This window comes from Sulfitobacter sp. R86518 (genome assembly GCF_042466275.1).
Classification (GTDB): Bacteria; Pseudomonadota; Alphaproteobacteria; order Rhodobacterales; family Rhodobacteraceae; genus Sulfitobacter; species Sulfitobacter pontiacus.
Window position 1 is genome coordinate 1,807,229 of the sequence record NZ_JAXHCA010000005.1, and the last position, 20,644, is coordinate 1,827,872.

Annotated in this window: 21 protein-coding genes and 1 pseudogene; all 22 read right to left on the reverse strand. The window is 59.4% G+C overall.

Annotated features, from left to right (window positions below):
• Positions 1-104 precede the first annotated feature (104 nt).
• The gene (locus tag SJY36_RS09750) at positions 105-1,772 is read right to left on the reverse strand and encodes a ribonuclease J (protein ID WP_064215545.1); all 1,668 of its coding nucleotides are present in this window, start codon (positions 1,770-1,772) and stop codon (positions 105-107) included.
• A gap of 4 nt (positions 1,773-1,776) precedes the next feature.
• The gene (locus SJY36_RS09755; RefSeq protein WP_009824851.1) at positions 1,777-2,550 is read right to left on the reverse strand and encodes a type III pantothenate kinase; all 774 of its coding nucleotides are present in this window, start codon (positions 2,548-2,550) and stop codon (positions 1,777-1,779) included.
• Positions 2,551-2,571: 21 nt separating this feature from the next.
• Entirely contained in the window at positions 2,572-3,363 is a 792-nt protein-coding gene (locus SJY36_RS09760) for a biotin--[acetyl-CoA-carboxylase] ligase (RefSeq protein ID WP_386174641.1), read from the reverse strand.
• Positions 3,364-3,370: 7 nt separating this feature from the next.
• Positions 3,371-4,816 carry an NADH-quinone oxidoreductase subunit NuoN gene (gene nuoN / locus SJY36_RS09765; RefSeq protein WP_005853955.1) on the reverse strand — a complete coding sequence of 482 codons (1,446 nt, stop codon included), beginning with the start codon at positions 4,814-4,816 and terminating at the stop codon, positions 3,371-3,373.
• Between the two features lie 11 nt (positions 4,817-4,827).
• Complete coding sequence (locus SJY36_RS09770; protein WP_009824853.1) at positions 4,828-6,384, reverse strand: NADH-quinone oxidoreductase subunit M; 1,557 nt, start codon at positions 6,382-6,384, stop codon at positions 4,828-4,830.
• Positions 6,384-8,495 carry an NADH-quinone oxidoreductase subunit L gene (gene nuoL / locus SJY36_RS09775; protein WP_386174646.1) on the reverse strand — a complete coding sequence of 704 codons (2,112 nt, stop codon included), beginning with the start codon at positions 8,493-8,495 and terminating at the stop codon, positions 6,384-6,386. The genes SJY36_RS09770 and nuoL overlap by 1 nt, the downstream gene beginning before the upstream one ends.
• A 4-nt stretch (positions 8,496-8,499) precedes the next feature.
• Complete coding sequence (gene nuoK, locus SJY36_RS09780; protein WP_005853964.1) at positions 8,500-8,805, reverse strand: NADH-quinone oxidoreductase subunit NuoK; 306 nt, start codon at positions 8,803-8,805, stop codon at positions 8,500-8,502.
• A 180-nt stretch (positions 8,806-8,985) separates the two neighbouring features.
• The gene (locus SJY36_RS09785) at positions 8,986-9,588 is read right to left on the reverse strand and encodes an NADH-quinone oxidoreductase subunit J (protein WP_005853967.1); all 603 of its coding nucleotides are present in this window, start codon (positions 9,586-9,588) and stop codon (positions 8,986-8,988) included.
• A complete protein-coding gene (locus SJY36_RS09790) occupies positions 9,585-9,986 on the reverse strand; it encodes a carboxymuconolactone decarboxylase family protein (RefSeq protein WP_005853969.1) in 402 nt (133 codons plus the stop codon). The genes SJY36_RS09785 and SJY36_RS09790 overlap by 4 nt, the downstream gene beginning before the upstream one ends.
• Positions 9,983-10,477: an NADH-quinone oxidoreductase subunit NuoI gene (gene nuoI, locus SJY36_RS09795; RefSeq protein WP_005853971.1), complete on the reverse strand. Its 495-nt coding sequence runs from the start codon at positions 10,475-10,477 to the stop codon at positions 9,983-9,985. Before nuoI ends, SJY36_RS09790 begins: the two co-directional genes overlap by 4 nt.
• A gap of 1 nt (position 10,478) precedes the next feature.
• Complete coding sequence (nuoH, locus tag SJY36_RS09800) at positions 10,479-11,519, reverse strand: NADH-quinone oxidoreductase subunit NuoH (protein WP_386174649.1); 1,041 nt, start codon at positions 11,517-11,519, stop codon at positions 10,479-10,481.
• Positions 11,520-11,525: 6 nt separating this feature from the next.
• Positions 11,526-11,894: a hypothetical protein gene (locus SJY36_RS09805; RefSeq protein WP_386174652.1), complete on the reverse strand. Its 369-nt coding sequence runs from the start codon at positions 11,892-11,894 to the stop codon at positions 11,526-11,528.
• Between the two features lie 11 nt (positions 11,895-11,905).
• A complete protein-coding gene (gene nuoG / locus SJY36_RS09810; protein WP_340241274.1) occupies positions 11,906-13,921 on the reverse strand; it encodes an NADH-quinone oxidoreductase subunit NuoG in 2,016 nt (671 codons plus the stop codon).
• A gap of 4 nt (positions 13,922-13,925) precedes the next feature.
• The gene (locus SJY36_RS09815; protein ID WP_005853978.1) at positions 13,926-14,327 is read right to left on the reverse strand and encodes a DUF5333 domain-containing protein; all 402 of its coding nucleotides are present in this window, start codon (positions 14,325-14,327) and stop codon (positions 13,926-13,928) included.
• 117 nt (positions 14,328-14,444) lie between these two features.
• A complete protein-coding gene (locus tag SJY36_RS09820) occupies positions 14,445-14,732 on the reverse strand; it encodes a hypothetical protein (RefSeq protein WP_386174657.1) in 288 nt (95 codons plus the stop codon).
• A 131-nt stretch (positions 14,733-14,863) separates the two neighbouring features.
• A complete protein-coding gene (locus SJY36_RS09825) occupies positions 14,864-15,271 on the reverse strand; it encodes an MAPEG family protein (RefSeq protein WP_386174660.1) in 408 nt (135 codons plus the stop codon).
• A gap of 6 nt (positions 15,272-15,277) precedes the next feature.
• Positions 15,278-16,573 (reverse strand): NADH-quinone oxidoreductase subunit NuoF, encoded by a 1,296-nt coding sequence (gene nuoF, locus SJY36_RS09830; RefSeq protein ID WP_009824861.1) that lies wholly within the window; start codon positions 16,571-16,573, stop codon positions 15,278-15,280.
• An 11-nt stretch (positions 16,574-16,584) separates the two neighbouring features.
• Complete coding sequence (locus SJY36_RS09835) at positions 16,585-16,812, reverse strand: DUF5337 domain-containing protein (RefSeq protein WP_005853987.1); 228 nt, start codon at positions 16,810-16,812, stop codon at positions 16,585-16,587.
• 21 nt (positions 16,813-16,833) lie between these two features.
• Positions 16,834-17,829, reverse strand: coding sequence for an endonuclease (locus SJY36_RS09840; protein WP_386174663.1), 996 nt, complete (start codon positions 17,827-17,829; stop codon positions 16,834-16,836).
• Between the two features lie 34 nt (positions 17,830-17,863).
• Positions 17,864-19,175: pseudogene (locus tag SJY36_RS09845) on the reverse strand (NADH-quinone oxidoreductase subunit E).
• 78 nt (positions 19,176-19,253) lie between these two features.
• Entirely contained in the window at positions 19,254-20,477 is a 1,224-nt protein-coding gene (locus tag SJY36_RS09850; protein ID WP_005853993.1) for an NADH-quinone oxidoreductase subunit D, read from the reverse strand.
• The gene (locus SJY36_RS09855) at positions 20,477-20,641 is read right to left on the reverse strand and encodes a hypothetical protein (RefSeq protein WP_005853995.1); all 165 of its coding nucleotides are present in this window, start codon (positions 20,639-20,641) and stop codon (positions 20,477-20,479) included. The genes SJY36_RS09850 and SJY36_RS09855 overlap by 1 nt, the downstream gene beginning before the upstream one ends.
• Positions 20,642-20,644 lie beyond the last annotated feature (3 nt).

Here is a 20,644-nt window from a genome sequence, read left to right on the forward strand (position 1 = left end):
CCGCTTTGCCTTGCAGCAGCCCCGACGCGCCACACCCTTCCCCCACAAACGCAAAACGCCGCGCAGGGGGCTGCGCGGCGTTTTCTATTTAGCGTGAGAGCGTATTAGCTTAGGCGGCTGACCACGATGGTAACCTCGGGCTTTTTGCCGATCTCATCGTTGGCGGACTGACGCACAGTGCGCTTCAACCCATCGTGCAGCTTGTCGTCGTCGCGCAGGGTCTTGGCGTTTGCACGGCCAAGGAACTGGGCCAGATCGGCTTCCAGCACGTCAACCAGCGATGTCTTGGACCGACCTTGCTCTGGCAGACCCATGGCATCGACCCAAGGATCGCCCAAGGCTTCGTCATTCTCGTCCATGATGACGGTCACGGTGACGTGGCCGTTCAGCGCCATGCGGATACGGTCGCGCACAACGCCGTCCATCGCGCCAATCTGGGTAGAGCCATCAAGGTAGGTCCGCCCGCTGTCGACATATTCAACGACCTTGGGCTCGTTGCCCGACAGGTCGATCATCATGCCGTTGACGGCCAGAACACCCTTCATCCCCTTGGCGTTGGCGATTTTGGTGTGTTCACGCAGATGGCGGTGCTCACCATGCATCGGGATCAGAATCTGCGGCTTGACCACGTCATGCAGCGTTTCCAGATCGGGACGGTTGGCGTGGCCCGATACGTGATACAGACCCGAGCTGTCGTCGACGATATCAACGCCCATCTCGGAGAATGCGTTGATCACCTTGATCACGCCACGTTCGTTCCCGGGAATGGTTTTGGAGGAGAACAGGAACATGTCCCCTTCCTTCATTTCCAGCCCCATGTATTTGCCGCGTGCCAGCTGTGCCGACGCCGCACGGCGCTCCCCTTGCGAGCCTGTCACCAGCAGCATCAGGTTCTCGCGCGGGATGCCGCGGGCTTCTTCCGGGCTCACGACCGGGGGGAAGTCCTTCATCACGCCGGTTTCAAGCGAGGCTTCGACCATGCGTTTCATCGCACGTCCCAGCAGCACAACCGACCGCCCTGCCCGTTCGCCTGCATCCGCCAGCGTTTTCACACGCGCCACGTTAGAGGCAAAGGTCGTCGCGACGACCATACCCTGCGCGGTGCCGAGCAGCTTTTCAATCTCTGGCCCGACGGTCGCTTCGGACCGGCCTGCATGCTGCGAGAAGACGTTGGTACTGTCACAGATCAGCGCCTTGACGCCGTCTTTGGACACATCGGCCCAAAGTTCGGGGTCGTAGGGTTCACCAACACCGGGTGTCATGTCGATCTTGAAGTCGCCCGAGTGGATCAGGCGATCACCAGCGACATCAATCACCAGCGACGACGATTCAGGGATGGAGTGGGACATGGGCAGGAAACCCACTTTGAACGGCCCTACGGTCGTTTGTTGGGGCCAAGGGGCCACGGTGGTCACCGCATCGTCGGGGTGGCCGTATTCGTCCATCTTGCGCTTGGCGATATTGGCGGTGAACTTCCGCGTGTAAATCGGCGCGCGCAGGCGGTCATAGGTATGGGCCACGGCACCGATGTGGTCTTCGTGGGCGTGGGTGATGAAAATCGCCTCAATCTGGTCGCGGCGTTCTTCAAGCCAGGCGATATCGGGGATGATCAGATCCACGCCGGGGCTTGTGTCCATGTCGGGGAAGGCGACGCCAAGGTCGACAACAATCAGCCGCTCCTTACCGGGTTTCCCGTATCCATAAACATAGGCATTCATGCCAATTTCACCTGCCCCACCGAGGGGCAGATAGATCAATCTTTCGCTGCTCATATGACTAAGCGGTATCCTTGTTATAGTTATAAATCACGGTCAGGCCGTGCATCGTCAAATCATCTTGGTATGCATCAAACAGATCGACTGTCTGTTGAAAGAGCGGGGCCAGCCCGCCTGTGGCAATCACGCGCATTTCGCGGCCGCGCTCAGCCTTTATTCGGGCACATATCTCACGGACGAGGCCAACATAACCCCAAAAAATGCCCGATTGTATGCAAGAGACGGTATTTGTACCAATCACCGCCTGTGGTTTCGAGATGTCTACATGAGGTAAGGCCGCGGCGGCGTTATGCAATGCCTCAAGGCTCAGGTTCACACCGGGGGCAATCACCCCGCCGATATAGGCCCCGTCCGTATCGACCACGTCAAAGGTCGTCGCCGTGCCGAAATCGACAATGATCAGATCACCGCCATAAAGATCATGCCCCGCCACCGTGTTGACCAGACGGTCAGGCCCCACGGCGGTGCCTTCGTCAACGCGGACATCCACGGGCAGCAGGCAATCGGGTTTGCCCACCACAATGGGCCGCGTGTCAAAATAGCGGTCCGCCAGAACGCGCAGGTTGAACACCACCCGCGGCACGGTCGAGCTGATGATGACATCGGTGATATCTGCCTCGACGCCCTGAAACTTCATCAACGTGCTGAGCCAGACGTAATATTGGTCAGAGGTACGCTGCCATTCGGTAGAGGTCCGCCACGTCCCGAGGAACCGCGCCCCGTCCCAGATCGAAAAGACTGTATTGGTGTTTCCGCAGTCAATCGCCAACAGCATGGCACATACCTCCGCTCGCGCTTAGAAAAATACATCCGCCGCAGTGATGGGCACACGGCCTTTAGGGGTGCGCAGGATCAGGTTGCCTTGCGCATCCACGTCTTCGAACACACCACGGGTTTCGTCCTTCATGGTGCGCGCGACGATCTCTTCGCCCAAACGCGCGGCATGGGACAACCACGCGGTACGGATGGGGGCAAAACCATAGGTCTGGAACTGGGTTTCCAGCTGCGCATATTCCGCCGCCAGCGCATCCAAAAAGACCTCGGGCGGGACGACCTTGCCGGTCTCTGCCACGACGGAAACGGGGCGCAGGGCCCCTGCCTCGACCTGATCGGCACCGGGCGCATGGGCAAGGTTCACCCCGATTCCGATAGCCAGAAAATCACCGATGCTTTCCAGCAGGATGCCCGCAACCTTACCGCCGTTCAGCAGCACGTCGTTGGGCCACTTCAGGGTAAATGCCCCCTCGTCCCGCGTGGTGGCGACAAAGGCGCGGCGCAGGGCAAGCGAGGCGACAAAGCTGCGCAGCGCCGCGGTCGAGGGGCTTTCCGACCGGCGCATCATCAGCGTCGCGGCAAAATTGCCCCGTGGCGTGGCCCAGGACCGACCGCGCCGACCGCGTGCGGCGGTCTGCTCCTGCGCGAGGATCCATGTGGACCCCGTCAGCTCGCTCGCTTGGCGTGCCGCCTCGCTCAGGGTGGAATTGACGCTATCGAAAACCTGCCGCCCATAGCCATCGGGCCAAGACGCGTTTTGCGCCTTGGCCCCCGTTGCTCCCGCGGTGGAAGCGCCATTGTTCACCGATGTCACCGGCAGATCAGTTGATCAGCGTCGCCGCTGCAGAGATCGCAGCAGTTTCGACGCCAAACATGTTCAGGATACCCACGACCATGATCACGGCAGAGGCAACAACGAACCCCGACAGCAGGCTGCTTTTGCCTTCGTCCAGACGGTCATCGCCTTCGGCTCCGAAATACATCAGGAAAACGATACGCAGGTAATAATAGGCACCGATGGCCGAGGCGACCGCACTGGCAACAACCAGCCAGACCAGCCCCGCATCCACACCCGCCTGCCAGACACCCAGCTTGGCGAAGAAGCCCAGCATCGGCGGCACACCAGCAAGCGAGAACAGCAGCACCAGCATCGCCAGCGCCTTACCCGGCGCGCGTTTGGAATACATGTTCAACGCCGAGATATCGGTCACCGGCTGGCCGTCTTTCTCCATCCCGAGGATGAAGGCGAAGGTGCCGATGTTCATGGTCACGTAGATCGCCAGATAGACCAGCATGGATTTGACACCCAGTTCAGTCCCCGCAGCAAGGCCGATCAGCGCATAGCCCATGTGGGCGATCGAGGAATAGGCCATCAGGCGTTTGATGTTGGTCTGACCAATCGCGGCAACGGCACCAAGGAACATGGACAGAACCGACAGCAGCGCGACGATCTGGCTCCAGTCGGCGACGGCATTGCCGAAGGCGTCATGCAGCACACGGGCAAACAGCGCCATCGCGGCAACCTTGGGGGCTGTGGCGAAGAAAGCTGTAACCGGCGTCGGTGCGCCTTCGTAGACATCAGGCGTCCACATGTGGAACGGCACGGCCGAAACCTTGAACGCCAGACCGGAGACGACAAAGACGATCCCGAACAACAGGCCAATCGATGTCTGCCCTGCGCTTGCAAGGCTCATGACGCCCGCGAATTGCGTGGTGCCGGCGTAGCCATAGACCAGCGACACACCGTACAGCAGCAAACCAGAGGACAAAGCGCCCAGAACGAAATACTTCAGACCCGCTTCGGTCGATTTCACGCTGTCACGACGCAAAGACGCGACGACATAAAGCGCCAGCGATTGCAGCTCGAGGCCCATGTAAAGGGTCATCAGGTCGCCTGCGCTGACCATCATCATCATGCCGACAACGCTCAGCGCGATCAGCACAGGGTATTCAAACCGCAGTAGCCCGCGCTTTTTCATATAGGCTTCGGACATCGCCAGCACCGCCGCCGCGCTGAGCAGCATGGTGACTTTGGCAAACCGGGCAAAGCTGTCTTCGACGAACAGACCGTTGAAGGCGATGCGCGTGGTGCCACCGCTGGTCATACCGATCCAGATCGCCAGCAGCGTCATCACGATTGCCGTGGCCCAGACGATCACCCCCGCGGCGGCGTCCTTATTGGTGTAAACCGCCCCAAGCAGTGCCAGGATCGCGAAAAGCGCCAGCAGGATTTCGGGCAGGATGACATTCAGATCAGCGGAAATCATCGCGCGGTCCTTTATTCTGAGGCCGTCTGGACAGCGGCACCTGCCGCCTCCAGGGCCGTATCATAGCTATCAACAAGGGCGGCAACCGAAGGCCCGATCATGTCGAGCACCAGCGCCGGGTAGACGCCCAACAGCAACGTCATTGCCACCAGCGGGGCAAAGATCCAGCGTTCGCGGCGCGACATGTCCGTGATGGTGCGCAGGCTTTCCTTGATCAGATCGCCCATCACCACGCGGCGATAGAGCCACAGCGCATAGGCCGCCGAGAAGATCACCCCGGAGGTGGCTACCGCCGCGACCCAGGTGTTCACCTGGAACGTGCCCATCAGCGTCAGGAATTCCCCGACAAAGCCCGATGTCCCCGGCAGACCGACGTTGGCCATGGTGAAGAACATGAACACCAGCGCATAGGCAGGCATCCGGTTCACCAGACCGCCATAGGCGTCAATCTCGCGGGTGTGCATCCGGTCATAGATCACACCGACACAGAGGAACAACGCAGCCGAGATGAAGCCGTGGCTGATCATCTGGAAGATCGCGCCATCCAGCCCCTGCTGGTTGAAGGTAAAGATACCCATGGTCACGAAACCCATATGCGCGACCGAGGAATAGGCGATGAGCTTTTTCATGTCTTCCTGCACCAGCGCCACCAGCGAGGTATAGACAATCGCGATCGCCGACATCCACAGCACCAGCGGGGCCATCACATCTGCCCCCACAGGGAACATTGGCACCGAGAAGCGCAAGAATCCGTAGCCGCCCATTTTCAGCAGGATCGCCGCCAGCACCACGGAACCGGCTGTCGGGGCCTGAACGTGCGCGTCCGGCAACCATGTGTGCACCGGCCACATCGGCATTTTCACCGCGAAGCTGGCAAAGAACGCCAGGAACATCATGGTCTGCAAACCGCCGACCACGGTGATCCCCGCAATCGAGAAGCTGTCGGAGGCAAAGGTATGGGTCAGCAAGCTGACCTCGCATCCGCCAATACAGGTCGTGCCGGCATCCGCGTACATCATCACCATCGCCACCAGCATCAGGACGGATCCGAGGAAGGTGTAGAGGAAGAACTTGAACGAAGCGTAAATGCGGTTCGCCCCGCCCCAGATGCCGATGATCAGGAACATCGGGATCAGACCTGCTTCGAAGAAGAGGTAGAAGAGCACCAGATCCAGCGCCATGAACACGCCGAGCATCAGCGTTTCCAGCAGCAGGAAGGCGATCATATATTCCTTGACCCGCGTCTCTACGTTCCAGCTGGCAGCAATGACCAGTGGCATCATAAAGGTGGTCAGCATCACGAAAAGGATCGAAATCCCGTCAACGCCCAGGCGATATTTCAGGCCCATCAGCCACTGCGCCTCGTCGACGAACTGGAACCCGGTGTTGGACGGGTCGAAGTCGAACAGGATGAACAGCGAGATCAGGAAGGTGACCGTCGTCGTGATCAGTGCGAGCCACTTTGCATTGCGCCCCGCTGCGGCGTCATCGCCCCGCAGGAACACAGCCAGAATAAGCGCCGCAAAGCTGGGCATGAAGGTAATGATGGAAAGCAAGTGATGATCCATTAGTGTGCCCCCCCGCTCATCGTCATCCAGGTCACAAGGACCGCGATGCCGATCACCATGGCAAAGGCGTAGGTAAAGATATAGCCGGACTGCGCGCGCCCTGCCAGTCGGGTGAGGAACGGGATGATCCCCATAGCGACACCGTTCAGCGTGCCGTCGATCACATTGCCGTCCCCGCGCTTCCAGAAGAAGCGACCGATGGCCATCGCGGGTTTGACGAAGATCACGTTATACAGCTCGTCGAAATACCATTTGTTCAGCAAGAACAGATAAAGCGGCCGTTGGTTCGCCGCCAGACGCGACGGCAGGGTCGGGTTCCAGATGTAGAACCACAGGGCCATCACAAGGCCAAAGACCATCGCGATAAACGGGCTGACCTTGACCCATGCCGGTGCGGCGTGGGCGTCGTCCAGAACGTGGTTGTCGGGTGCGATATACAATGCCCCCTCGCCCGGTGCACCGGCGAAGGCGGGACCGTGGTGACCGGCATCGGCACCGTGGCCGTCTTCAGCATGGTCACCTGCGTCGGCGTGGCTGTCTTCCGCCCCCTCAACATGGGTTTCACCCCCGGCGGCCATCTCGGCCATGGGGATGCCATAGAACTCGCCCACATCCTCGGCGTGGCCAAAGAAGCTGTTGTACCAGATCATACCCGCAAAGATCGCGCCAAGGCTCAACACGCCAAGCGGCACCAGCATGACCATCGGGCTTTCATGTGCGTGGTCATGGGTATGCTTGTCGCCGCGCGCCTTGCCAAAGAAGGTCAGGAGCATCAGGCGCCAGCTGTAGAAGCTTGTCATCGCAGCCGCGATCACCAGCATCCAGAAGCCATACATGGACCCGCCACCCCAGGCGCTTTCGATGATCGCATCCTTGGACAGGAAGCCCGCGAAGCCGAAATGCGTCAACGGAATACCGACACCGGTAATGGCCAGCGTACCGATCATCATCGCCCAGAACGTATAGGGGATTTTCTTACGCAGCGCGCCATAGTTACGCATATCCTGCTCGTGGTGCATCGCGTGGATCACCGACCCCGCCCCCAAGAACAACATCGCCTTGAAGAACGCATGGGTGAACAGGTGGAACATCGCGGCAGAATACATGCCAACGCCAGCAGCCACGAACATATACCCAAGCTGCGACATGGTCGAATAGGCGATGACGCGTTTGATGTCGTTCTGCACCAGACCGATTGTCGCGGCGACAAAGGCGGTGGTGGCCCCAAGGAAGGTGACGAAAGTCATTGCCTCGGGGGCGACCTCCATCAACGGGGACATGCGGCAGACGAGGAAAACACCGGCCGTCACCATCGTCGCGGCGTGGATCAGCGCCGACACAGGCGTCGGGCCTTCCATCGCGTCGGGCAACCATGTGTGCAGGAAGAGCTGCGCCGATTTACCCATCGCACCGATGAACAGCAGGATCGCGATCAGGTTCGCGGCGTTCCAGTCGGCCCAAAGGAAACCAACGGTGGTTTCCGCCAGCTCGGGGGTTGCGGCGAAGACATCGTCGAACTTGATCGAGTTGGTCAGATAGAACAGGCCAAAGATACCAAGGGAAAAGCCGAAGTCACCGACACGGTTGACCACAAACGCCTTGATCGCCGCCGCATTTGCCGAGGGCTTCTTATAGTAGAAGCCGATCAACAGATAGGATGCGACGCCCACGCCTTCCCAGCCAAAGAACATCTGCACAAGGTTGTCAGATGTCACCAGCATCAGCATCGCGAAGGTGAAGAACGACAGATAGGCGAAGAAACGGGCGCGATAGGGTTCGGCGTCCGAGAAATTCTCGTCATGGGCCATGTAGCCGAAGGAATACAGGTGCACGAGGCTGGAGACCGTCGTGATCACGATCAGCATGATCGCGGTCAGACGGTCGAGACGGATCGCCCAATCGGTCGACAGGCTGCCGCTTTCAATCCAGCGCAGGATCTGGATGTGCTGTGTTTCACCGTCAAACGAAAGGAACACGATCCAGCTTAGCAGTGCCGCGAGGAACAGCAGAGCCGTTGCCACATATTGGCCGGTCTTCTCCCCGATCAGCTTCCAGCCGAAACCACAGATCAATGCACCGACAAGTGGTGCGAAAAGAATGATCGTTTCCATGATCTTAGCCCTTCATCACGTTGACATCTTCAACCGCGATCGTACCCCGATTGCGGAAGAAGCAGACCAGAATGGCCAGCCCGATTGCGGCCTCTGCCGCAGCGACGGTCAGGACGAACAGCGTGAACACCTGCCCCACCAAATCACCCAGATAATAGGAGAAGGCGACAAAGTTGATGTTCACCGCCAAGAGCATAAGCTCGATCGACATCAACATGATGATGATGTTCTTGCGGTTCAGGAATAGCCCGAAAATGCCAATGACAAACAGCGTCGCCGCTACTGTCAGGTAATGTTCAATTCCGATCATGTCGTCCCTCGGTTCTTTTGCCCGTTTCAGGCGTTCTTTAGTTCTTGTCGCGAGATGTTTCCATCCCGATCCCGTCGCATCTAGAAAATGCTGTAGCCGCCCACGACCACGATCAAAACCACGACAAGCACCACAATTGTATTACGTGACATGGATCACATCCTTGATTGGGCAGGCCGCTTAAAGGCCCTGCCCGGGTTTCACATCATTCAGTTTCATCGCCAGCTTCGGATCACGCATCATCTGATCGACCACGTTCTGGCGTTTCACATCCGCACGGTGGCGCAGCGTCAGCACAATCGCCCCGATCATCGCGACCAGCAGGATCAGACCCGACAGCTGGAACAGCAGGAAGTATTGATCATAAAGGATCAGGCCCAATGCAGCGGTATTATGCACCTCGTCGGTGATCACCTGCGTGCGCAGCCCTTCGGCGGCAGAGTTCGCATCCCATGCGCCGAACGCCATCACGAATTGCATCAAGATCACCAGACCGATCAGCAGGGCTAGAGGCATATAGCGCGCCATTTCGGCCTTGAGCTCGGCGAAATCGACATCAAGCATCATGACAACGAACAGGAACAGCACCGCGACCGCGCCGACATAGACGATGATCAGCAGCATCGCGACGAATTCGGCGTTGAGCAGCACGAAAAGCCCCGCCGCGCTGAGGAAGGACAGGATCAACCACAGCACCGAATGCACGGGGTTGCGGCTGATCACAGTGAACAGCCCGCCAGCGATCACGCTGATCGCGAAGAGGTAAAATGCGAAAACGCTCATGCGTCACCTTCCTTGTCATCCAAAACACCCTGCGCGATTTCCATTGCGCGGGTCATGGCGGGGATGCCGGCGAAAACCGCCATCTGCCCGATCGTCTCTATCACTTGCTGCTTGTGGGCCCCTGCCTCTACCGCGTGGATCACGGCCTGACGCAGCGCCACGTCATTCTGGGCACCCTGCATGGTCAGCCCCGAAATCGTCAGCAACATCCGTGTTTTGGCATCCAACCCGTTGGGGTTCATCGTATTGCCAAAAAACGTTTCCATCATGTCTTTGGGCATCTTGCCCATCATCGCCTCGAACCCTTTGGGGGAAAACGCATCCATTGCAGGAAAGGCCTTGGCCATATCCTGCATCTGACGCATCATCTCTTCAAAAGGGTTCTGGCTGTCGGTCATCGGTACGGCGCGTCCAGTTCGAGGTTGCGCGCGATTTCAGCTTCCCAGCGTTCGCCGTTGTCCAGCAGCTTGGCCTTGTCGTAGAACAGCTCTTCGCGGGTCTCGGTCGAGAATTCAAAGTTCGGCCCCTCGACAATCGCGTCAACCGGGCAGGCTTCCTGACAAAAACCGCAATAAATGCATTTGGTCATGTCGATGTCATAGCGCGTGGTGCGGCGGCTGCCATCATCGCGCGGTTCCGCGTCGATGGTGATCGCCTGCGCCGGGCACACCGCTTCGCACAGTTTGCACGCGATGCAACGCTCTTCCCCGTTGGGATAGCGGCGCAGGGCGTGCTCCCCACGGAACCGAGGGCTCAGCGGGCCCTTTTCATGCGGGTAGTTGATCGTCGCCTTGGGCTTGAACATATACTTAATGCCCAGCTTCAAGCCTTGATAGAAATCCTGCAGCAGGAAGTATTTCGCGTGACGGGTATAGTCGGTGTTAGCCATATCAGCCCCCTACTGTCCAACGGGCATAGATACCCCAGAACCAATCGAATTTCGCGGCGAAGGATACGAAGACAACCCAGAACAGGCTGAACGGCAGGAACACTTTCCATCCCAGACGCATCAGCTGGTCATAGCGGTACCGCGGGGTGATCGCCTTGACCAACGAGAAGAAGAAGAACACCAGCCCCATTTTGGCGACCATCCAGAAGATGCCGTCCGGCAGGCCCGGGATCGGCGACAGCCAACCGCCAAAGAACATCAGCGAGATCAGCGCGCACATCAGCACCACGGCGACCAGTTCACCGATCATGAACAGCAAGAAGGGCGTGGAGGAATATTCGACCTGATACCCGGCAACCAGTTCCGATTCCGCTTCGGGAAGGTCGAACGGCGGGCGGTTGGTTTCGGCCAGCGCCGAGATGAAGAACAGGATCAGCATCGGGAAGTGCGGTAGCCAGTACCAGTTCAGCAGACCGTAGTCGCCGCTTTGCGACAGCACGATGTCCCCGAAGTTCAACGAGCCAGAGCTGATGACGACGCCGATGATGATCAGGCCGATCGACACCTCGTAAGAGATCATCTGCGCGGCAGAGCGCAGCGAGCCCAGAAACGGGTATTTGGAGTTTGACGCCCACCCGCCCATGATCACGCCATAGACTTCAAGCGACGAGACCGCGAAGACATAAAGGATCGCGACGTTGATGTTCGACAGGACCCAACCGTCGTTGAACGGGATCACCGCCCAGGCAACCAGCGCCATAACCAATGTGACCATCGGGGCCATGAAGAACACGGCGCGGTCAGCACCGGCGGGCACGACCACCTCTTTGACGATGTATTTCGCGAAATCCGCAAAGGATTGCAGCAGACCGTAGATGCCTACAACGTTCGGGCCGCGGCGCAGCTGTACCGACGCCCAGATTTTCCGGTCAGCGTACATCAGGAACGCAAGGGCAAGAAGCAGGGGAATCACAACAAGGAAAATCTGGCCAATAATCAGCAGGATCGTCCCCAGCGTGGTGTTGAAAAAGAAGTCAGCCATAGGTCCTCACACCGTCGGTATGCCTTTTTCCATGCAGTTCTGCACGGTCACTTCAGCATCTATTGTCTTCAAGCCCGCAGGCAGGCTCGGCGAGATGGTGTAAACAGCATCTGCGTGCCAGACACCACCCTCGATCTCAACATTTGTACGCACGTGGCGGGCAAAACCAAAGCCCCGGATCAAAGTATAGCGCGCCGCGGCACATTCCGCGTATTCCGCTACATTCTCGGATGACTGCGCTTTGGTCATCGCCACGTCGAACTGGACAAGATCCCCGTCCAGCAGTTTGGTTTCAACACCGCGATACTCGGGAATGAAATCTTCGGCCATGGGCGCTTGCGTCTCGCAGGCACCCAGAGCCAAAGGCAACATCATCCCCAAAATCCTCACTCCGCCGCCAGTGGTTTTTCGCGGCGGGCTTTGGCGTTGGCCGAAAGTTCTGCCATCAACTGGCTGGCGCGGGCGATGGGGTTGGACAGGTAGAAATCGGCAATCGCAAAGCGCAACGGGCTGTCGCCCAAGCTGCCCTGCGCCACCGGCTGCCATGCGTTTTCAGCGACCTGATCGATATTTCCCAGATGCGGGACATCAGCGACCAGCGCCTTGCGCAATGCTGCAAGCGAATCGAACGGCAGCTTGGCGTCCAGCTCGGCACTCAGCGCGCGCAGGATGGCCCAGTTTTCCTTGGCCTGACCGGGGGCAAAGCTGGCGCGCGCGGCAAGCTGCGGACGGCCTTCGGTATTGACGAACAAACCGCCCTCTTCCGTATAGGCGGCACCGGGCAGGATGATATCGGCACGGTGCGCGCCGCGATCCCCGTGCGAGCCTTGATAGATCACGAAGGGGCCAGCAGGAATGTCGCCCTCATCGGCCCCGAGGTTATAGATCACATCGGCGGCCAGCACATCGTTGATGCCATTTTCGGCAACGGCACCGACATCCATCGCACCCACACGGGATGCGGCAGTGTGCAAGACCATAAAGCCGGATTGCGTCGCCTCGGCCAGCGCCATGGCAGCGGCCAGAACCTCTGCCCCGTCTTCGCGCGCCAAGGCCCCCATGCCCACAACGATGACCGAGGATTTCTCGGCGATGTCGGCGTGGTCCTTTTTCAGCAGGTCATTCAGCAGCGACGGGCTGTCGCCCAGATGATCGTAATCGTAGGTCAGATCGACCGCTGGGCCCATCAGCGCCACATCCGCGCCGCGGGTCCATGCCTTGCGGATACGGGCGTTCAGCACCGGTGCTTCCACCGCGGGGTTTGCGCCGATCAGCATCACGGCTTGCGCGTGATCCAGATCTTCGACCGTGGCGGTCCCGACATAGCCCGACCGGTTACCCGCAGGCAGCTTCGCGCCATCGGTCCGGCATTCGACAACGCCGCCCTGCCCTTCGATCAGTTGTTTCAACGCATATGTCGCCTCGACCGAGGCAAGGTCACCGATCAGACCGGCGACTTTCTTACCCTTCATCGCAGCAGCGGCAGCGGCCAATGCTTCGGGCCAGTCAGCTTTGCGCAATTTTCCGTTTTCACGAATATAGGGCGTGTCCAGACGTTGGCGGCGCAGACCATCCCAGACGAAACGGGTTTTATCGGAAATCCATTCCTCGTTCACGCCATCATGGTTGCGCGGCAAGAAGCGCATGACTTCGCGGCCTTTGGTATCCACACGGATGTTCGACCCGAGCGCATCCATCACGTCGATCGATTCGGTCTTTGACAGTTCCCACGGCCGCGCGGTGAAAGCATAGGGTTTCGAGACCAGCGCCCCCACGGGGCACAAGTCGATGATGTTGCCCTGCAGGTTCGAATCGAGCGTCTGCCCCAGATAGGCTGTAATCTCGGCGTCTTCACCGCGGCCGGTCTGGCCCATCTGGTGAATGCCCGCGACCTCGGTGGTGAAACGCACACAACGGGTGCAGGAAATGCAGCGCGTCATATGGGTTTCGACCAATGGACCCAGATCCAGATCTTCGGTCGCGCGCTTCGGCTCGCGGTAGCGGCTGAAGTCAACGCCGTAGGCCATCGCCTGATCCTGAAGGTCACATTCGCCGCCCTGATCGCAGATCGGGCAATCCAGCGGGTGGTTGATCAGCAGGAATTCCATGACGCCCTCGCGGGCCTTTTTAACCATGGGCGAATTGGTTTTGACGACAGGCGGCTGGCCCTCTGGGCCAGGACGCAAGTCACGCACCTGCATGGCGCAGGACGCCGCAGGCTTGGGTGGGCCGCCCACGACCTCCACAAGACACATCCGGCAGTTACCGGCAATCGACAGACGTTCATGGTAACAGAAACGCGGAATTTCCACCCCTGCTTCCTCGCACGCCTGAATGAGCGTCATCGCCCCTTCGACTTCGACTTCCTTGCCGTCAATGATGATCTTGCGGGTATCGCTCATATGCTTATTTCGCTCTCAGTAACGAACCGATCCGGCTCGATTTTTGGATTTCTGCACGCCCTAACGCACAATAGCTTTGCGGGTCCGAAGTATCGACCCCCTTCGCCTTTAAATATGCGGCCCCACGGGCCTTCATGCGCGCCTTTTCAGCATCGCTTTTGCGGTAGGCGTCAATTTCGTCCGACGTATAGCCCAAAGATTTCGCCGTATTGTGCACATTGTTCAAATAGCTGAGTGCGCGGATCATACGGGCCGAGATATCGGGGCATTCTTTGCGAATCCGGTCGGCCAGTCCAAGATCAAGCAGCGCATCATCAACAGCCGGTACATCACGCAGCGGCGGCTTTGCGGCGACAGGGCTGGCCATCAGGGCCACGGTTGTTACGGCGATCAATACGTTACGCATCTTACTCTCCTCATGTAGCGGGGCGGACTGCCCCTTGCTACACATGGGAACTGACCCCGATGTTATTCAATAACATCTCCGGATCAGCCATTTGCCAGCGGTATGTCGCGCAAACGGTCAGGAAGGGCAAGCCCCCTGAAACGTCAAAGCGTCGTCCACAAGGCGCAAATTCTCGGGCGGGGTGTCCGGCCCCACGACCCATTTGATATCCGAACTGCCATAGTTGGTCACACAATAAACCGTCGCTTCATAGCGCGCCGCTTCGCGGGCACCGTTGATCGACTGCGACGCATTGCGCACCCGCAGGGTAAAGACATCGCGTTGCCCGTCAACTTTGGCCAGCTTGGTGCGGAAATATTTACCATCAAAGGCCAGACGGTCTTCGCGGGCGGTACAGCCGGCCAAGACCGCGGCCGTTATACAAAATAGAACAATCTGCTTCATCTTCCCTCACTCTGCCGGTGTGGCCGGACCCGTCTTTTTGTGCAGCCCCCTGCCCGATCAACGGGTGAAAGCTATCGTTCTTCAGTCGTGCCTCAGAAGGCTGCGAAAATCGCCAGGACCGCCAAGGCCAGAATACAGACCAGCCCCAGCATAAAGAACAGCGACCGCATCGGCTGGTTGGTTGTCGCGATATGCACCACGGCCATCGCGACCCGCACCACCACGAACAGCGCCGCAAAGAGGTTCACCCAAAACACAGGCGCGCCAAGCAGCACCGCCGCAAGCGTCGATGCCAGAAACGGGCCCGACGCCTCTATCGCGTTCATGAACGCGCGTTCGCGGCGATAGACCACATCGTCGTAGTTCCGCTTGGGCTTGCCGCAATCGCAGCGCCCCTCTGGCGTGCGCCCCATGGTAGAGAGCGCGCCAAGGACACTGATCAGAATGGCCCAAAAAGCCAAAGCAGTCAGCGCGTGGCTATAGGCGGCAAAGCTTTCCATCAAAGCTTACTCCGCCGCGACGGCGCTGACGCGGCCGGTGCGTTTGTGCTTGATGCGATCCTCGATCTCGTCGCGGAAGTGACGGATCAGACCCTGAATGGGCCAAGCCGCCGCATCCCCAAGGGCGCAGATCGTGTGCCCTTCGACCTGCTTGGTCACGTCGAGCAGCATGTCGATCTCTTCAGGCTCCGCATCGCCGCGCACCAAACGATCCATCACGCGCATCATCCAGCCGGTCCCTTCGCGGCATGGCGTACACTGACCACAGGATTCGTGCTTGTAGAACTTCGCCAGACGCCAGATCGCCTTGATCACATCGGTGGAGTTATCCATCACAATGACCGCAGCCGTCCCCAGGCCCGAGCGTTGTTCGCGCAGGTAGTCGAAATCCATGATCGCGTCGCGCATCTGCGCGCCGGGGATCATCGGCACCGACGACCCTCCGGGGATCACAGCCTTGAGGTTGTCCCAGCCGCCACGGATACCGCCGCAATGCTTTTCGATCAGCTCTTCAAAGGTAATGCTCATCGCTTCTTCGACGACGCAAGGATTATTCACATGGCCCGAGATCGCAAACAGCTTGGTGCCTGCGTTGTTCGGACGGCCAAAGCTTGAAAACCATTCTGGACCGCGACGCAGGATTGTCGGGACCACCGCGATGGATTCCACGTTGTTCACCGTGGTCGGGCACCCATAAAGACCGGCCCCCGCAGGGAACGGCGGCTTCATCCGCGGCATGCCTTTTTTGCCTTCAAGGCTTTCCAGCAGCGCGGTTTCCTCGCCACAGATATAGGCACCTGCCCCGTGGTGCAGATAGATGTCGAAATCATAGCCGGATTTGCAGGCGTTCTTGCCCACAAGCCCCGCGTCATACGCCTCGTCGATCGCGGCTTGCAGCGCTTCACGCTCGCGGATGTATTCGCCGCGGATGTAGATGTAGCAAGCGTTGGCGTTCATCGCGAAGCTCGCGATCAGGCAGCCCTCGATCAGCGTGTGCGGATCGTGGCGCATGATCTCGCGGTCCTTGCAGGTGCCGGGCTCGGATTCATCGGCGTTCACCACCAGATAGCTGGGGCGACCGTCGCTTTCCTTGGGCATGAAGGACCACTTCAGACCGGTGGGGAAGCCCGCACCGCCACGGCCCCGCAGCCCCGAGGCTTTCATCTGGTCGATGATCCAGTCGCGCCCGTTCTTGAGGATGCCCGCCGTGCCATCCCAATGGCCACGCGCCTGCGCGCCTTTCAGCGTGCGGTCGTGCATACCGTAGATATTGGTAAAGATGCGGTCTTGATCCTGAAGCATGAAGCTAACCTTTATGTGTCACGGCTGGCCGCGCGGGCCCGCCTCATCTGATATATATTGACCATCGCCCAGATCAGGGCTGCCAGCGCGGCAAAGTCGAACAGCAGCGCATAGCGTCCGGGCAAGCCGAACTGCGGCGCAAGCCATTGCGCCGCGATCCAAAGCAACATGGTGCCGGCAATGACAAGGCCGACCATCCGGCCCTTACGGGCCAGAGCGATTTCTTCCTTATCTGTCATTACACGGCATCCATGTCAGGCTCAGGTCTTTTTACTACGGGTGGAGAATTCGGTCTCTCCACCGGAGGCGAGGGTTTTGGCCTGCGCCATCCAGTCATCACGTTGAATACGGCCTTTGAACCGCACGCGGGCATCAACCCAAGCGATTTCAGCCGCGGTCCATTTGGCGATCTGATCAAAGTGATAGATCCCCAGCTCATTCAGCGTTTGTTCAAGCTTCGGCCCTACCCCACTGATAAGCTTGAGGTTATCGGCACCGCCAGCGCGTGGTTTCTCCAGCGTTTCGGGGCTGCTTTCCACAGTACCCGCTGGAATATCCGCGATCCCCGAACGGGTCGAGGTAGCACCCTTGACGGTGGCCGGTGCCTGCGGTGTTTCAGCCGGCGTTGGTTCTGGGATAGAGGCGACAGGTTCCGCCGCCGCTTCTGTTGCTGGCGCAGGAGCCGGAGCCGCCTTGGCCTGTGCAGGCTCGGCTGCGGGGGCTTCGTATTTGTAGCTGCCTTTGCGCGCAGCGAGTTCCTCTTGGCCCTTCAGCTTGGCCGTGGGCTTGATCCCCGAGAAAGCGGCGGGTTCGTCTTTGGCTGCTGGCGAGGTGCCCGCTGTCGCCTCTGACGCGGCACCGCCGACATCGGCCTCGGCCTGACCGCCGGTCGTATCTTCGGGGCGAGCCTCTACCGTTTCGGTGGCAGCGGGTTCCGCCTCCAGCGTCGGCTCAGGCTCTACCGCGGCGTCGCTGGTTGGTGCGGCGCTGGCCGCCTGGGTTGTGGCCGCCGTTGCAGGGGCCGCAGCCGCCGCAGGAGTGCTGGCCGTCTGCATAGGCTCATCCCCAAGCGACCCGCACATGAGTTTGGACAGGGCCACAAAGGTCACAAGCCCCAGTATGATTCCAAGGAACAGGGAGGCGATAAACCCCCAGCCGAAAACCAGCCAAAATAGCAACGCGAGGACAAGGCCGACCCCGGCCCCCCACCGCATGCAACCGCGTTTGCATTGCTCTTTTTGCGTCAAATCAGTCATGTCCGTCCCTTCGTTCGCCATTCAAGATGATCTATTATGTGTTATAGATACCATCTTTTGTGGCGCGCGACGAGAATTCTGTTTCTTCACCAGCAGCAAGCTTTTTCGCCTGCTCGACCCAGTTGTCGCGGGTCACGCGGCCCTTGAAACCTTCGAGGTTCTGATCCACCCAGGATACCTCGTTCGGGCCCCAGTCAGCGATCTGGCTAAAGTGGTAAAAGCCCATCTTGTTCACCAGCGCTTCGAGCTTGGGACCGATGCCCTTGATCATCTTGAGGTCATCCGCCGCGCCGCCTTCGGGGGCATCCAGCGTCTTGGGCTTGGTGGCTGCCGCATCCGCATTGGCCTCTGCAGATTTTGCAACCGATGCTTGTCTGGTGCCCGCGGTCGAGGCTTTGGGCGCAGGGGCCGGATCGCCGGGTGCGACGCTGCCTGCTTCGGGTTTGCCCACAGCTTCGGTGCCGTCAGCCTCCCCCGGTGCTTCGGAGCGTTGATCCGAGGCATCGCCCACATCACGTGGTGCGTCTTCCTCTGCGGCGGTACGACCGCCTTGGGCACCGTCAGGGCCTTCGGGTGGCATATTGTCATCCCGCGCAAAAGGCTGTTCCTTGTCGGAACCGGCGCTGTCTGCACCATCTTTACCCTGCCAGGGCGCTGTCAACGGCACTTCGGTACCATCGATGCGCTTGAGCGTATCGCCGATGTCCACGGCCAGTTGTGCGCTGGCGTTGTATTGTGTCTTGCCGCTGTCGTGATCGGTGAGACTGGTCAACCCGGACAGCGGTTCAGAAGGCATAGCGCCCGTTCTGCGGGCCGGGTACAGGCACCTGCCCCGCCGCCATCTCGTCGATCATGGCGCGGAAGCCGTCGACGGTCAGATCTTCGTAATAGTCCTTGCCGATCTGCGCCATCGGCGCGTTCGAACAGGCACCCAGACATTCGACTTCTTCCCACGAGAATTTGCCGTCTTCACTGATCTGATGTGCCTTGGGCGCGATCCGTTCCTTGCAGACCTCGATCAGGTCTTCAGCACCGCAGATCATGCAGGATGTCGTGCCGCAAATCTGGAAATGCGCGACCTCGCCCACAGGCTGAAGCTGGAACATAAAGTAGAATGTCGCGACCTCGAGCCCGCGGATATAGGCCATGCCCAGCATTTCAGAGACATGTTCGATTGCAGGGCGGCTCAACCAGCCTTCCTGTTCTTGCGCACGCCACAGCAAGGGGATGATCGCGCTGGCCTGACGGCCTTCGGGGTACTTCGTGATCTGCGCTTCGGCCCAGGCCTGGTTGGCAGGGGTGAAGGCAAAGCTTGTCGGTTGGTCAGGGTGCAAACGGCGCAGCATCAGATCAGGCTTTCGTTCTTGCGGAAACGGCGGGCGCCTCCGGCGGGAGTTTATTTGGCAAAATGAAGAGGACCCGGCTCAACGGTCGACCTCTCCGAAAACGATGTCCATGGTGCCGATGATCGCCGCGACATCCGCCAGCTGATGCCCCTTGGCGACATAGTCCATCGCTTGCAGGTGCAGGTAGCCGGGTGCGCGAAGTTTGGCACGGTAGGGTTTGTTCGATCCATCCGCCACAAGGTAGACGCCGAATTCGCCCTTTGGGGCCTCGACAGCGCAATAGACTTCGCCGGCGGGGACGTGGAACCCTTCGGTGTAGAGCTTGAAGTGGTGGATCAGGCTTTCCATGTCGGTTTTCATCGCGGTCCGGCTGGGGGGCGTGATCTTGCCCCGCGCCAATACATCACCCTGTCCTTCAGGCGCGCGCAGCTTTTCGATGGCTTGCTGGATGATGTAGGTGGACTGGCGCATTTCTTCCATCCGGACGAGGTAGCGGTCATAGCAATCGCCGTTCACACCGGTCGGGATCTGGAAGTCGAATTCATCGTAGCATTCATAGGGCTGAGCACGGCGCAAATCCCATGCCAGGCCAGAGCCGCGGACCATCACCCCCGAGAAGCCCCAATCCTGGATGTCCTGTTCAGACACGATGCCGATGTCAGCGTTACGCTGTTTGAAGATCCGGTTTTCTGTCAGCAGCTGATCCACGTCGACCATGAAGCCCGACAGGAACTTGTGGGTCCATGCCTCGATATCATCAAGCAGCGCGGGCGGCAGATCCTGGTGGACCCCGCCGGGGCGGAAATAGGCCGCGTGCAGACGGGCACCGCAGGCGCGTTCGTAGAAGATCATCAGATCTTCGCGTTCTTCAAAGCCCCAGAGCGGCGGTGTCAGCGCGCCCACGTCCATCGCCTGTGTGGTGACGTTCAACAGGTGGGACAGGATGCGGCCAATTTCAGAATAGAGCACGCGGATCAGCGAGGCACGACGGGGCACTTCGACACCGGTCAGCTTTTCGATGGCCAGACACCAGGCGTGTTCCTGGTTCATCGGGGCCACGTAATCCAGCCGGTCGAAATACGGCAGGTTCTGCAGGTAGGTGCGGCTTTCCATCAGCTTTTCGGTGCCACGGTGCAGCAGGCCGATGTGCGGATCGCAACGTTCGACGATCTCGCCGTCGAGTTCGAGAACCAGACGCAGAACCCCGTGCGCCGCAGGGTGTTGCGGGCCGAAGTTGATGTTGAAGTTGCGGATCTTCTGCTCGCCGGTCAGGGCGTCTTCGAAACCTTTGGTGCCGTCCATCATTTACGCTCCAGCTCGGTCAGTTTGACGCCCATCCACCACAGAAGGGCGACGGTGCCCAAAGGCACGATACAGGCAACAGACCAGTATTTATTGATCCCGAAAAACGGCAACAGCTTGACCATCGGGATGATTGTGAGGGCAGACAGTATGAACCACCACATGCC